11 protein-coding genes are annotated in these 12,695 nt (G+C 70.4%); 6 read left to right on the top strand and 5 right to left on the bottom strand.

The window, feature by feature from the left end:
• Window positions 1-10: 10 nt before the first annotated feature.
• From tal to pgl, 4 genes are read left to right on the top strand one after another with little or no spacing between them, the layout of a single operon-like run.
• Window positions 11-1,129: a transaldolase gene (gene tal / locus SCNRRL3882_RS31070; RefSeq protein WP_010039718.1), complete on the top strand. Its 1,119-nt coding sequence runs from the start codon at window positions 11-13 to the stop codon at window positions 1,127-1,129.
• Window positions 1,130-1,133: 4 nt separating this feature from the next.
• Window positions 1,134-2,657: a glucose-6-phosphate dehydrogenase gene (zwf, locus tag SCNRRL3882_RS31065; RefSeq protein ID WP_102514885.1), complete on the top strand. Its 1,524-nt coding sequence runs from the start codon at window positions 1,134-1,136 to the stop codon at window positions 2,655-2,657.
• Window positions 2,654-3,736 carry a glucose-6-phosphate dehydrogenase assembly protein OpcA gene (gene opcA, locus SCNRRL3882_RS31060; protein ID WP_010039715.1) on the top strand — a complete coding sequence of 361 codons (1,083 nt, stop codon included), beginning with the start codon at window positions 2,654-2,656 and terminating at the stop codon, window positions 3,734-3,736. Before zwf ends, opcA begins: the two co-directional genes overlap by 4 nt.
• On the top strand, window positions 3,733-4,518 hold the full coding sequence (pgl, locus tag SCNRRL3882_RS31055; protein WP_010039713.1) for a 6-phosphogluconolactonase: 786 nt from the start codon (window positions 3,733-3,735) through the stop codon (window positions 4,516-4,518). The genes opcA and pgl overlap by 4 nt, the downstream gene beginning before the upstream one ends.
• Window positions 4,519-4,655: 137 nt before the next feature.
• Here the strand turns inward: pgl and SCNRRL3882_RS31050 are convergent, their stop codons facing one another.
• The 5 genes from SCNRRL3882_RS31050 to SCNRRL3882_RS31030 all read right to left on the bottom strand — a co-directional run bounded on the left by SCNRRL3882_RS31050 (window position 4,656) and on the right by SCNRRL3882_RS31030 (window position 11,293).
• Complete coding sequence (locus tag SCNRRL3882_RS31050; RefSeq protein ID WP_010039711.1) at window positions 4,656-5,495, bottom strand: carbohydrate ABC transporter permease; 840 nt, start codon at window positions 5,493-5,495, stop codon at window positions 4,656-4,658.
• Window positions 5,492-6,853, bottom strand: coding sequence for a carbohydrate ABC transporter permease (locus SCNRRL3882_RS31045; protein ID WP_010039709.1), 1,362 nt, complete (start codon window positions 6,851-6,853; stop codon window positions 5,492-5,494). The genes SCNRRL3882_RS31050 and SCNRRL3882_RS31045 overlap by 4 nt, the downstream gene beginning before the upstream one ends.
• 6 nt (window positions 6,854-6,859) lie before the next feature.
• Window positions 6,860-8,185, bottom strand: a complete 1,326-nt coding sequence (locus SCNRRL3882_RS31040; RefSeq protein ID WP_010039707.1) for an ABC transporter substrate-binding protein — start codon at window positions 8,183-8,185, stop codon at window positions 6,860-6,862.
• Between the two features lie 37 nt (window positions 8,186-8,222).
• Window positions 8,223-9,881, bottom strand: a complete 1,659-nt coding sequence (locus tag SCNRRL3882_RS31035; protein ID WP_173937312.1) for a glycoside hydrolase family 13 protein — start codon at window positions 9,879-9,881, stop codon at window positions 8,223-8,225.
• Between the two features lie 140 nt (window positions 9,882-10,021).
• The gene (locus tag SCNRRL3882_RS31030; RefSeq protein ID WP_010039702.1) at window positions 10,022-11,293 is read right to left on the bottom strand and encodes an ABC transporter substrate-binding protein; all 1,272 of its coding nucleotides are present in this window, start codon (window positions 11,291-11,293) and stop codon (window positions 10,022-10,024) included.
• Between the two features lie 121 nt (window positions 11,294-11,414).
• Here SCNRRL3882_RS31030 and SCNRRL3882_RS31025 point away from each other — a divergent pair, with 121 nt between their 5' ends.
• The gene (locus tag SCNRRL3882_RS31025) at window positions 11,415-11,930 is read left to right on the top strand and encodes a PadR family transcriptional regulator (RefSeq protein WP_010039699.1); all 516 of its coding nucleotides are present in this window, start codon (window positions 11,415-11,417) and stop codon (window positions 11,928-11,930) included.
• On the top strand, window positions 11,927-12,682 hold the full coding sequence (locus tag SCNRRL3882_RS31020) for an ABC transporter ATP-binding protein (protein ID WP_010039696.1): 756 nt from the start codon (window positions 11,927-11,929) through the stop codon (window positions 12,680-12,682). The genes SCNRRL3882_RS31025 and SCNRRL3882_RS31020 overlap by 4 nt, the downstream gene beginning before the upstream one ends.
• The last annotated feature ends 13 nt before the right edge of the window (window positions 12,683-12,695 follow it).

Raw genomic sequence — 12,695 nt, 5'->3', positions numbered from 1 at the left:
TGGAATTTCCATGACAGACGCACTCAAGCGCCTCTCCGAGGAAGGCGTCGCGATCTGGCTGGACGACCTGTCGCGCAAGCGGATCACGTCCGGCAACCTCGCCGAGCTGCTCGACCAGCAGCACGTCGTGGGCGTCACGACCAACCCGACGATCTTCCAGAAGGCGATCTCCGAGGGCGACGGCTACGACCAGCAGCTCTCCGACCTCGCCGCCCGCAAGGTCACCGTCGAAGAGGCCATCCGCATGATCACCACGGCGGACGTCCGCGACGCCGCCGACATCCTGCGCCCGGTCTTCGACGCCACCGGCGGCCAGGACGGCCGGGTCTCGATCGAGGTCGATCCGCGGCTCGCGCACAACACCAAGGCGACGGTCGCCGAGGCCCGCCAGCTGGCCTGGCTGGTGGACCGGCCCAACACGCTCATCAAGATCCCGGCCACCAAGGCGGGCATCCCGGCGATCACCGAGACGATCGGCAATGGCATCAGCGTCAACGTCACGCTGATCTTCTCGCTGGAGCGCTACCGCGAGGTGATGGACGCCTACCTGGCCGGTCTGGAGAAGGCGAAGGCCAAGGGCCTGGACCTGTCCCAGATCCACTCGGTGGCCTCCTTCTTCGTCTCGCGCGTCGACACGGAGGTCGACAAGCGGATCGACGCGCTGGGCACCGACGAGGCCAAGGCGCTGCGCGGCAAGGCCGCCATCGCCAACGCCCGTCTCGCCTACCAGGCCTACGAGGAGGTCTTCTCCTCGGACCGCTGGAACGCGCTGGAGCGTGAGGGCGCCAACAAGCAGCGTCCGCTGTGGGCCTCCACCGGCGTGAAGGACAAGGCGTACCAGGACACGATGTACGTCACCGAGCTGGTCGCGCCGAACACGGTGAACACCATGCCGGAGGCGACCCTGTACGCCACCGAGGACCACGGCGAGATCACCGGCAACACCGTCGCCGGCACGTACGAGCAGGCCCGGGCCGACCTCGACGCGGTCGAGCAGCTCGGGATCAAGTACGACGACGTGGTCCAGCTGCTGGAGGACGAGGGCGTCGAGAAGTTCGAGGCGTCCTGGACCGACCTGCTGAAGTCGACCGAGGCCGAGCTTCAGCGCCTCGCCCCTTCGGAGGGCTGAACAGGTGTCGAGCAGCAACCCGCTGCGTGACCCCGCGGACCGACGGCTCCCGCGTATCGCGGGGCCGTCGGGCCTGGTCATCTTCGGCGTCACGGGCGACCTGTCCCGCAAGAAGCTCATGCCCGCCGTGTACGACCTCGCCAACCGGGGTCTGCTGCCGCCGGGCTTCTCGCTGGTGGGCTTCGCGCGCCGCGAGTGGGCGCACGAGGACTTCGCCCAGGAGGTCCACGACGCGGTCAAGGAGCACGCCCGCACGCCCTTCCGCGAAGAGGTCTGGCAGCAGCTCATCCAGGGCATGCGCTTCGTGCAGGGCACCTTCGACGACGACGACGCGTTCGAGCGGCTGCGCTCCACGATCGAGGAGCTGGACAAGGCGCAGGGCACGGGCGGCAACTTCGCCTTCTACCTGTCCGTGCCGCCGAAGTCCTTCCCGGTGGTCATCCAGCAGCTGAAGAAGCACGGGCTGGCCGAACAGAAGGGCGGCTCCTGGCGACGCGCGGTCATCGAGAAGCCCTTCGGGCACGACCTGAAGTCGGCGGAGGAGCTCAACAAGGTCGTCCACGAGGTCTTCGCCCCGGACCAGGTCTTCCGCATCGACCACTACCTGGGCAAGGAGACCGTCCAGAACATCCTGGCGCTGCGCTTCGCCAACACGATGTTCGAGCCGATCTGGAACCGGTCCCTGGTGGACCACGTGCAGATCACCATGGCCGAGGACATCGGCATCGGCGGCCGGGCCGGGTACTACGACGGCATCGGCGCCGCCCGTGACGTCATCCAGAACCACCTGCTCCAGCTCCTGGCGCTCACCGCCATGGAGGAACCGGCCTCCTTCGACGCGGACGCGCTGGCCGCCGAGAAGACCAAGGTGCTCGGCGCCGTGAAGCTGCCCAAGGACATGGGCCGGGACACCGTGCGCGCCCAGTACGCGGCCGGGTGGCAGGGCGGCACGAAGGTGCGCGGCTATCTGGAGGAGGACGGCATCGACGCCTCCTCGAAGACCGACACCTACGCCGCGATCAAACTGGAGATCGACAACCGCCGCTGGGCGGGCGTCCCCTTCTACCTGCGCACCGGCAAGCGCCTGGGCCGCCGCGTCACGGAGATCGCGGTCGTCTTCCAGCGGGCCCCGCACTCCCCCTTCGACACGACGGCCACCGAGGAGCTGGGCTCCAACGCGATCGTCATCCGCGTCCAGCCGGACGAGGGCGTCACGGTCCGCTTCGGCTCGAAGGTGCCCGGCACGTCGATGGAGATCCGGGACGTGTCGATGGACTTCGCGTACGGCGAGTCCTTCACGGAGTCCAGCCCGGAGGCGTACGAGCGTCTCATCCTGGACGTCCTCCTCGGAGACTCGAACCTCTTCCCGCGTACCGAGGAGGTCGAGCTGTCCTGGAAGATCCTCGACCCGATCGAGGAGTACTGGGACACGAACGGCAAGCCCGCCCAGTACCCGGCCGGTACCTGGGGGCCCGTCGAGGCGGACGAAATGCTCGAGCGACACGGACGGAGCTGGCGCCGGCCATGAAGATAGACCTCACGGACACCACGGCCAGCAAGATCAACAAGGCGCTGGTGCAGGGCCGCCGGGCGATCGGCACCCCGGCGGTCGGGATGGTGCTCACGCTGGTCATCGTGACGGACGAGGAGAACGCCTACGACGCGCTGAAGGCCGCGAGCGACGCCTCGCACGAGCACCCCTCGCGCACGCTCGTGGTCATCAAGCGCGTCTCCCGCTCGCCCCGCGACCGTACGCAGTCCCGCCTGGACGCGGAGGTCCGGGTCGGCGCCGACGCCGGCACCGGCGAGACGGTGGTGCTCCGGCTGTACGGCGAGGTCGCGGACCACGCCCAGTCGGTGGTGCTGCCGCTGCTGCTGCCGGACGCCCCGGTGGTGGTGTGGTGGCCGGTGAACGCGCCGCTCGACCCGGCGAAGGACCCCCTGGGGGCCCTCGCCCAGCGCCGGGTCACCGACACGTACGCCTCCGAGCAGCCGGTCCGGGACCTGGCCACCCGGTCCGGGACCTACACCCCCGGCGACACGGACCTGTCCTGGACCCGCATCACGCCTTGGCGTTCCATGCTGGCGGCGGCCCTCGACCAGGTCACCTGCGAGGTCAGGGCCGTCGAGGTGGAGGGCGAGGAGTTCAACCCGAGCTGCGAGCTGCTGGCGATGTGGCTCGCGGACCGGCTGGACGTCCCCGTGAAGCGCTCGCTGTCCGGCGGCCCCGGTCTGACGGCGGTCCGCATGGACACCAACTGCGGCGCGATCACCCTGGACCGTGCCGACGGGTCCCTCGCGACGCTGTCCATCGAGGGCCAGCCCGACCGTGGGGTGGCGCTCAAGCGCCGGGACACGGCCGAGCTGATCGCGGAGGAGCTGCGGCGGCTGGACCCGGACGACACGTACGCGTCGGCGCTGCGGTACGGGGTGGACCGGCTGACGTCCTCCGGGCCGGTGCCCAAAAGTGAGGGGCGAGCAGGACTCGCCCTCCCCGCCCCCCTTGAAGCGGCTGCGAAAGCACCCGCTTCGCAGGCGACGGCGCAGGCACCGGTGAAGCAGGAACCGCCCAAGCTCGAACCGGTACGGAAGGCGACGACGAAGTGAGCACGGCACCGCAGCTGGTCGTCCACCGCGACAAGGAGCTGATGGCCCAGGCCGCGGCGGCCCGGCTGATCACCAGGATCGTGGACGCGCAGGCCTCCCGGGGTTCGGCGTCCGTGGTCCTGACGGGCGGCCGCAACGGCAACGGCCTGCTGGCCGCCCTGGCCGCGGCGCCCGCCCGGGACGCCGTCGACTGGAGCCGGCTCGACCTCTGGTGGGGTGACGAGCGGTTCCTGCCCGAGGGCGACCCGGAGCGCAATGTCACGCAGGCGCGGGAGGCGCTGCTCGACTCGGTGCCGCTCGACCCGAAGCGGGTGCACGCGATGCCCGCGTCGGACGGCCCCTACGGCGACGACGTGGACGCGGCGGCGGCCGCGTACGCGGAGGAACTGGCGCGGGCGGCGGGCCCTGAGAACCACGGGCCCGTCCCCACGTTCGACGTGCTGATGCTGGGCGTCGGCCCGGACACGCACGTCGCGTCGCTGTTCCCGGAGCTGCCGGCGGTGCGGGAGACCGACCGTACGGTGGTCGGCGTGCACGGCGCGCCGAAGCCGCCGCCGACGCGGGTGACGCTGACGTTGCCGGCGATTCGGGCGGCGCGGGAGGTATGGCTCCTGGCCGCGGGCGAGGACAAGGCCCAGGCCGCGGCGATCGCGCTCTCGGGCGCGGGCGAGATCCAGGCGCCGGCGGCGGGGGCGTACGGTCGCAGCCGGACGCTGTGGCTGCTGGACGCGGCGGCGGCTTCGCAACTGCCGCGTTCGTTGTATCCGCCGGCGTCGGCCTGAGGTACCAGGGGGCTCCGCCCCCTGGACCCCGGTCCTTCGCCTCACTGTTGCCCCGTTCAAGGGCAGTTTCGGGTGGTGGGTGGGCATAGGCGGGGATCCAGGGGGCGGAGCCCCCTGGTACCGCGAACAGGCAGCGGCTACTTGACCGACCCGGCCATGACCCCCTGCACAAAGTGCCTCTGGAACGCGAAGAACACGACGACAGGCACGACCAGGGACACGAACGCCCCGGGCGCCAGGACATCGATGTTGCTGCCGAACTGCCGTATCTGCGACTGGAGTTCCACCGTCAGTGGCTGCGAGGAACTGTCCGCGAACAGCAGCGCCACCAGCATGTCGTTCCACACCCACAGGAACTGGAAGATGGCCAGGGAGGCGATCGCCGGCCGCCCCACGGGCAACACGAGCCGCGTGAAGATGCGCCATTCGCTGCCCCCGTCCATCCGGGCCGCCTCCAGCATCTCCTTCGGCATCTCGGCGAAGTAGTTCCGAAGCAGGAACACCGCGAAGGGCAGGCCGTAGGCCACGTGGAACAGCACGACACCGGGGATCGTGCCGAACAACCCGAGCTGCCCGAAGAGTTTGGCGACCGGCAGCAGGCCGATCTGCACGGGCACCACCAGCAGCGCGACCACGACCAGGAAGATCGCCTCCCGCCCGGGGAAGTCCAGCCACGCGAACGCGTAGCCGGCGAGCGCCGCGATCACCACGACCAGCACCGTCGTCGGCACCGATATCAGCACCGTGTTCCAGAACGCCTGCGTGATGCCCGCGTTCTGCAGCAGCGAGGAGTAGTTGTCGAAGGACAGCTGCCCGGGGCTGGAGAACACCGTCCACCAGCCGCCCTTCGCCGTGTCCTCCGCGGACCGCAGCGAGGACAGGAACAGCCCGGCCAGCGGCGTCATCCACACCAGGCCCACCACCACGAGGAAGGCCTGGACGACCCCGTTGCCCAACCCGCGCCGAACCGCGTTCATCGTTGACTCCTTCGGAAACGGCGGACGTTGAACACCATGGCCGGAACCACCAGCAGCAGGAGCAGCACCCCGAGTGCGCTGCCGAGTCCCTGGTTGTTGCCGCCGCCGAACGACACCAGCCACATCTGCGTCGCGAGCACGGTCGCGTCCTCCTGCACCGGTCCGGGCGCGATGATGTAGACGAGGTCGAAGACCTTCATCACGTTGATGACCAGCGTGACGAAGACGACCGTGAGGACGGGAGCCAGCAGCGGGACCGTGATCCGCCGGAAGATCTGCCACTCGTTCGCGCCGTCGATCCGCGCCGCCTCCAGCGCGTCCCGCGGCAGCGTCGACAGGCCCGCCCCGATCAGCACCATGGCGAAGCCGGTCCAGATCCACAGGTAGGCCCCGATGATCGCCGGTGTGACGAGCGCCGGTCCGAGCCAGGAGACGCCCTCGTAGGGCGGGGCGAAGTTGGACGACGGCAGTCTCACCTCGTAGGAGCCCGGTGCGAGGCCCGCGAAGCGGAAGGAGCCGTCGGAGGCGGTGGTCGCCGTGGCGGCCGTCCTGCCGTCGCGTACCGCCTCGACCTTCATCTGCGGCAGTCCGCTCTCCCGCCGGTCGACCTTGCCCTGCTCCCCTCCCCCGCCGGGCGTGAAGTCCAGGTAGACCACGCCGCGCAGTTCGCCGGGGGCGGCCTTGCGTCCCGCCGCCGCGTACGCGGGCTCGGTCCCGCCCGGCAGGTCGCCGGGCAGCACCCCGACCAGGCCCAGTGTCACGGCGTCGCCCGGGGACACGCTCGTACTCGTGCGGTACGAGCCGTCCTTCTCCTTCGTCAGGCCCTGCCCGTCACGCGCCCGGGCCGTCGGGTAGGAGGACTCGCCCTTGAAGGCGTCGTGGACGGAGACGACCGCGGCGTTCAGGACGCCCTTGTCGGGGTCCTCGTCGTAGGCGAGCCGGAAGATGATGCCGGCGGCGAGGAAGGAGACCGCCATCGGCATGAAGAGCAGCAGCTTGAAGGCGGTGGCCCAGCGGACCTTCTCCACCAGGACGGCCAGGATCAGTCCGAGGCCGGTCAGCAGGGCCGGTGCCACGACGACCCAGATGGCCGTGTTGCGGACGGCCTTGAGGGTCGCCGGGTCGCGGAACATCTCGGTGTAGTTCTCGCCGCCGACGAAGGTCGTCCCCGAGGCGTCGAAGAAACTGCGGCCGACGCTGAACAGCACGGGGTAGACGACGAGCGCGCCGAGCAGCAGCAGCGCGGGCAGCACGAACAGCAGGGCCACGATCTTCCCGCGCCGGCGCAGACGCCGGGTGCGGTCGGCGGCCGTGACGGGCGGCGGGGGGTTCGTCTCTTTCACGAGGGTCGCTGTCATGGCGGATCAGTCCTGGTACGCCTTGGCCGCCGCGGCCTCCAGCTTCGCCGCGGTGCCCTTCGGGTCGGACGGGTCGCGCAGGAAGTCCTGGAGCAGCTTCCACTCGCCGGCGCCCTTCGTGCCGCCGAAGGCCGCCGGGGCCTGGTCGGACATGTCGAAGCGGACGGAATCCCCGGCCTCGACGAGGGACTTGGCGGTGGCGCGGGTGACGTCGTCGCCGTAGGAGGCGAGGTCGAGCTTCTTGTTCGGGGAGAGGAAGCCGCCCGCCTCCGCCCACACGGCCGAGGCCTCCGGGGTCGCCAGGAACTCCAGGAGGGCCTGGGCGGCCTTCTGGTTCTTGCCGTCCTTGAGGACGACGGCCGCGTCACCGCCGCTGACGACCGGTGCCTCGCCGCCGCCGACCGCCGGGAACGGGAAGAAGTTCGCGTCCTCGCCGACCTTCTTGCCGAACTGGTCCTTGGCGACACCGGCGACGAAGTCGCCCTCGTAGACCATGCCGGCCTCGGGCTTCGGACCGAACACCTTCTCCACCGAGCCGGGGAAGTCGGTGTTCAGGGCGCCCTTCTGGCCGCCCGCGATGAGCTGCTTGTCCTTGAAGAGCTTGCCGAGCGTGGTGAGGGCGTCGACGACCGACGCGTCGGTCCACTTCAGCTTGTGCGCGGCGAGGGCGTCGTACTTCTCGGGGCCGGCCTGGGAGAGGTAGACGTTCTCGAACCAGTCGGTGAGGGTCCAGCCGTCCTGCCCGGCGACGGAGAACGCGGCGAGACCGGAGTCGGACACCGTCTGCCCGGCCTTGAGCATCTCGTCGTAGGTCTTCGGGGGCTTCACCCCGGCCTGGGCGAGGGCGTCGGGGCTGTACCAGACGGTCGACTTGTGGGCGGCCTTGAAGTAGAGGCCGTAGAGGGTGCCGTCGACGCTGCCGTACTTCTTCCAGACGGGGGCGTAGTCGGCGTCCACGGACTGCTCGGTCTTCTTCGACAGCGGCTTGAGCCAGCCCTTCTGCGCGAACTGCTTGAGCACGCCGACCTGCGGGACCATCACGACGTCGGGGGCGTTGCCGCCCTCGATCTTGCTGCCGACGACGGTGGAGACGTTGTCGCCTGTGGACGTGAACTGCGTCTTGGCGCCGGTCTTCTCGGTGAAGGCGTCCAGGACCTTCTGGAAGTTCTTCTGCTCGGTGCCGGACCAGACACCGGCCACGGTGATCGTCTGGCCGCTGAGCGCCTTGTCGCCGCCGCCGGCCGTGACGGGTCCGCCGCCGCATGCGGTCGCGCCGAGTGCCAGGACGAGGGCGGTGCAGCCGGTGAGCAGGGTGGTACGTCGTCGCATCATCGTTGATGTCCCTTCGGGGAGTTGACTTGCGGGGCGTTCAGGAACGGATCCACCAGGCGGCCGTCGAGCCGGAGAGGACTCCGGGCGGGCAGGGGCCGCTGGCGAGCAGTGGGGTGCCGGAGACCGGCGCGGGCGTGGGGGCCGTACCGAAGTTCACGGCGCACACCAGGTCGTCGCCGCGTTCGAAGGCCAGGACCCCGGGCGGGGAGTCCAGCCAGCGCAGCGTGCCCTCGCCCAACTGGGGCAGGGCGGCACGCAGTTGGAGGCCGTCGCGGTACAGGTGCCAGAAGGAGCGGGTGTCGGCGAGGGCCCGGTCGGTGGCGTACTCGGCGAAGTACTCGGGCTGCGGCAGCCACGGCTTGGCGCTCTCCTCGCCGGAGGTGAAGCCGAACGGCGAGGCCTGCCCCGACCAGGGCAGCGGCACCCGGCAGCCGTCGCGGATGCGGGCCCGGCTGCCGGTGCGGCGGAAGATCGGGTCGGTGAGCACGTCGTCGGGCAGGTCCACGACCTCGGGCAGGCCGAGCTCCTCGCCCTGGTAGATGTACGCGGCGCCGGGCAGCGCCAGCATCAGCAGCGCGGCGGCCCTGGCCCGGGCCGCGCCGAGCCCGCTGCCCTCGGTGGCGGGTTCGCCGTAGCGGGTGACGGTGCGGACCTGGTCGTGGTTGTTGAGGACCCAGGTGACGGTCGAGCCGGTGCCGGCGATGTCCTGCATGGCCTCGGAGATGACCTTCTGGAAGGCGTCCGGGTCCCAGGGCGCGCTCAGCAGGTCGAAGAAGAAGGCCTGGTGCAGCTCGTCGGGGCGGACGTACTGCGCGTGCTCGCGGGCGGTCGGCACGGAGACCTCGCCGACGAGCAGGCGTTCGCAGCCGTCGCGCTCGGTGTACTCCTCGCATATGGAGCGCCAGCGGCGCCACACGTCGTGGACCTCGGGCTGGTTCCAGGCGAGCGGGTTGACCGAGTCGCGGGTGCGGGCGTCGGCCTCCGGGTCGTCGGAGTCGGGCAGCTCCGGGTGCTTGAAGAGACCGGCGGCGACGTCGATGCGGAAGCCGTCGATGCCCCGGCCCAGCCAGAAGCGGAGGATCCGCTCGAACTCGGCGGCGATCTCCGGGTTGCGCCAGTTCCAGTCGGGCTGCTCGGGCGCGAACATGTGCAGGTACCACTGGCCGGGCCGGCCGTCCGGCTCGGTCACCCGGCTCCAGGCGGGGCCGCCGAACATGGAGTGCCAGTTGTTGGGCGGCTCGGCGTCGTCCGGGCCACGGCCGTCGGCGAAGTGGAAGCGGGCGCGGGCCGGGCTGCCGGGCGGGGCCGCGAGCGCCTCGCGGAACCAGGGGTGCTCGCTGGAGCAGTGGTTCGGGACGATGTCGAGCAGCACCTTGATGCCGAGCCGCCGCGCGGCCCCGACCAGCAGGTCGAACTCGTCGAGGTCGCCGAAGAGCGGGTCGACGTCGCAGTAGTCGGCCACGTCGTAGCCGTGGTCGTGCTGCGGCGAGGGATAGAAGGGGCTCAGCCAGATCCCGTCGACGCCGAGCTTCTTCAGGTAGGGCAGTCCGGCCCGGACTCCGGCGAGATCGCCGATGCCGTCGCCGGTGCTGTCCAGGAAGCTGCGGACGTACACCTGATAGATCACTGCGTCACGCCACCAGTGGTGCCTGTTCAACCCATCGACCTGTCTCTGAGGAGGGCAGCGGTTATGCATGCATGTTAAGTAGGCGTGTCGAGAGGGTGTCAATGAAAAGGCGGAAGCTACCGCGGCGTTGAGATGGTGTAATCCTGAATCTATCGGACATATCTCAGCCAGATGAGACGTCCGCGTTACCTAACAAGTAACTAGAAGCGCTAGCGACGCGAGATGACGGCGAGCTCGCGGGCCAGCCGGCGCACCGCCGCCGCGGGCGTCTCGTGCCCGGCCATCGCGTCGTGCACGACCGCCTGCACGACCAGGCTGACCTGGTCGTAGCGCGGGCTCTTGGGGCGCGGTGCTGCCGTGCGCACGCTCTCGCGCAGGGTCGGCAGGTAGGGGAACCTGCGGATGAGCGCGGGGTCCTCGTAGAGATCGGCCCGGACGGGCGGCAGCGCGCCGCGTGTGAGGACCTGGCGCTGGACGCGCTCGCTGGTGAGGTACGCGATCAGGCGGGCGGCCGAGTCGGGATGCCGCGCGTGCGCGCTGACGGCCAGGTTGGAGCCGCCGAGGACACTCGTCCCCGGCCCGTCCGGTCCCGGCAGCGGTACGGCGCCGACCTTCCCGGCGACCGCGGAACCCGGCGCGGAGGCGCCGACATAGGCGTACGGCCAGTTCCGCAGGAAGAGCAGCCGGCCGTCCTGGAAGGCCTGCTTGGACTCCTCCTCCTTGTAGGTGAGGGCTTCCTTCGGGATCCAGCCCTCGCGCACCCCGCGCGCCAGGAATCCGATGCCCTCACGGGCCGCCGCCGAGTCGACGGTGACGCGCTCCCCCTCGTCGCCGAGGATCGAGCCGCCCGCCGAGTAGACGGCCTCTGCCGCGTTGACCGTGAGGCCCTCGTACGGCAGGAACTGCCCGGCGTAGCCGTCCAGGCCGTACTTCGGGGCGATGGTCTTCGCGTACCGCTCCAGCTCCGCCCAGGTGCGCGGCGGCTCGACGCCCTCCTTCGCGAGGACGTCCTTGCGGTAGAGGAGCAGACCGGCGTTGGTGACGTACGGGACCGCGTACAGCTGTCCGTCGTAGGTCGCCGTGTCCACGACCGGCGGGAGGAAGGTCTGCAGCGGGAATCGGTCGCGCGGCAGCGGCCTGATCCAGCCCGCCGCGGCGAACTCCGAGGTCCAGTTGACGTCGATGTTGAGCACGTCGAACCGGCTGCGGTCGCCGTCGCGCAGGTCGGTGGCCATCTGGGCCTGGGTCTCGTCGGCGGAGTCCGGCAGCTCGACGAGGGTCACCTTTTCGCCGGGGTGGGTGCGGTTCCAGCCCTCCAGCAGGGGGCCGAGGTAGCCGGTGAGGTCGCCGGCGGTCGCGAGCGTGAGCGGTCCGCGGCCGTCTCCGGCGGGCTCGCCCGCCTGTGCGCCGGCGGCAACATAACCGGTCAGGACCACGACGAGAACGAGAAGGCCCCTACCCGCGGCATGGATCCACCGCATAGGTTCCTCCCTGTACACCGGCGACGGGCACCCTTGCCCGGAACAGAGGCCATGTATACCTGTTAGGTATGGGCGATACTAGGGCCTGGAGCACATTGGACCGGACAGGAGGACTGCACGCGTGCGCCTGCCCCTCCTGGCACTCCTCGCCCGCGGACCCGCCCACGGCTACGAGCTCAAGCAGGACCTTGAGCAACTGCTGGGCTCCGCGTACCCTCAGCCGAACGTCGGCCAGATCTATGTGACCCTCGGCCGCCTCGAGAAGTCGGGACTGATCGAGGGCGAGGACGTGGCGCAGTCCAGCCGGCCCAACAAAAAGGTCTACCACCTCACCGACGCCGGGCGGGAGGCGCTGCGCGCCTGGTTCGAGGAGCCCGAGGACGAACCGCGGGTGCGGGACGAGTTCTTCATGAAGCTGGCGCTCGCTCCGCAGAGCGGACTCGCCGACCAGATCTCCCTGATCAACCAGCAGCGGCGCCAGTACCTGAACACGATGCGGCAGCTGTCGAAGCTGGCCGCCGCCGAAGACCGCGACAACCGCATCGCCCACCTGCTGATCGAGGGCGCGATGCTGCACCTGCAAGCCGACCTCGACTGGCTGGAACGGTGCCAGGAAGAGCTGGAGGAACCGGAGTGAGCGACGACCGTCCCGCTCCTGTGCTGCGCGCCGAGGGGCTGGTGAAGACGCACCACGGCGAGGGCGCGCCCGCCCATGCCGTGCGCGGGGTCGACCTGTGCGTACGGCCCGGCGAGTTCGTGGCGATCACCGGCCCGTCCGGCGCCGGCAAGTCGACGCTGCTGCATCTGCTCGGCGGCCTCCAGCGGCCGGACGCGGGCCGGATCTGGCTCGACGGCGAGTCCACCGACACCTACGGCGAGGCACGCTGGGCGGTGGAGCGCAGGAAGCGGATCGGCATCGTCTTCCAGTTCTTCAACCTGGTGTCCAACCTGTCCGTCGCCGACAACGTGGAGCTGCCCGCCCTGCTCGCCGGGACCTCCCCGAAGCAGGCGCGGGCCGAGCGGGAACAGCTGCTGGCCGAGCTGGGCCTGACGGGCAAGGAGCGCAGCATGCCGGGCGAGCTGTCCGGCGGTGAGCAGCAGCGCGTCGCCCTGGCCCGGGCCCTCGTCAACCATCCCCCGCTGCTGCTGGCCGACGAACCCGCGGGCAGCCTCGACAGCAAGGGCACCCGCGAGGTGATGCGGCTGCTGTCCCGCTTCCACCAGCGCGGCCAGACGATCCTGCTGGTCACCCATGACGCGCGGCTGGCGAGCGCCGCGGACCGGGTGATCAGCTTCTTCGACGGCCGGATCGCCGACGACGCGGAACTCGACGGCGGCACTCCGCCGCGCCGGTCCGGCATAGCCGGTGTGCTGGAGCTGAAGGACTGACATGCGCGGGTAC

The sequence above is a fragment of the Streptomyces chartreusis NRRL 3882 genome, assembly GCF_900236475.1.
GTDB lineage: Bacteria > Actinomycetota > Actinomycetes > Streptomycetales > Streptomycetaceae > Streptomyces > Streptomyces chartreusis_D.
Note: the sequence above shows the minus strand (reverse complement) of the source record. Positions and strands in the feature narration are given on the sequence as shown.

What these genes read in the sequence shown, in the direction of transcription:
- SCNRRL3882_RS31030 (WP_010039702.1), bottom strand. Translation starts at nt 11,293, where the DNA reads ATGCGGTGGATCCATGCCGCGGGTAGGGGCCTTCTCGTTCTCGTCGTG.
- SCNRRL3882_RS31040 (WP_010039707.1), bottom strand. Translation starts at nt 8,185, where the DNA reads ATGATGCGACGACGTACCACCCTGCTCACCGGCTGCACCGCCCTCGTC.
- opcA (WP_010039715.1), top strand. Translation starts at nt 2,654, where the DNA reads ATGAAGATAGACCTCACGGACACCACGGCCAGCAAGATCAACAAGGCG.
- SCNRRL3882_RS31035 (WP_173937312.1), bottom strand. Translation starts at nt 9,881, where the DNA reads ATGCATAACCGCTGCCCTCCTCAGAGACAGGTCGATGGGTTGAACAGG.
- SCNRRL3882_RS31045 (WP_010039709.1), bottom strand. Translation starts at nt 6,853, where the DNA reads ATGACAGCGACCCTCGTGAAAGAGACGAACCCCCCGCCGCCCGTCACG.
- SCNRRL3882_RS31050 (WP_010039711.1), bottom strand. Translation starts at nt 5,495, where the DNA reads ATGAACGCGGTTCGGCGCGGGTTGGGCAACGGGGTCGTCCAGGCCTTC.
- tal (WP_010039718.1), top strand. Translation starts at nt 11, where the DNA reads ATGACAGACGCACTCAAGCGCCTCTCCGAGGAAGGCGTCGCGATCTGG.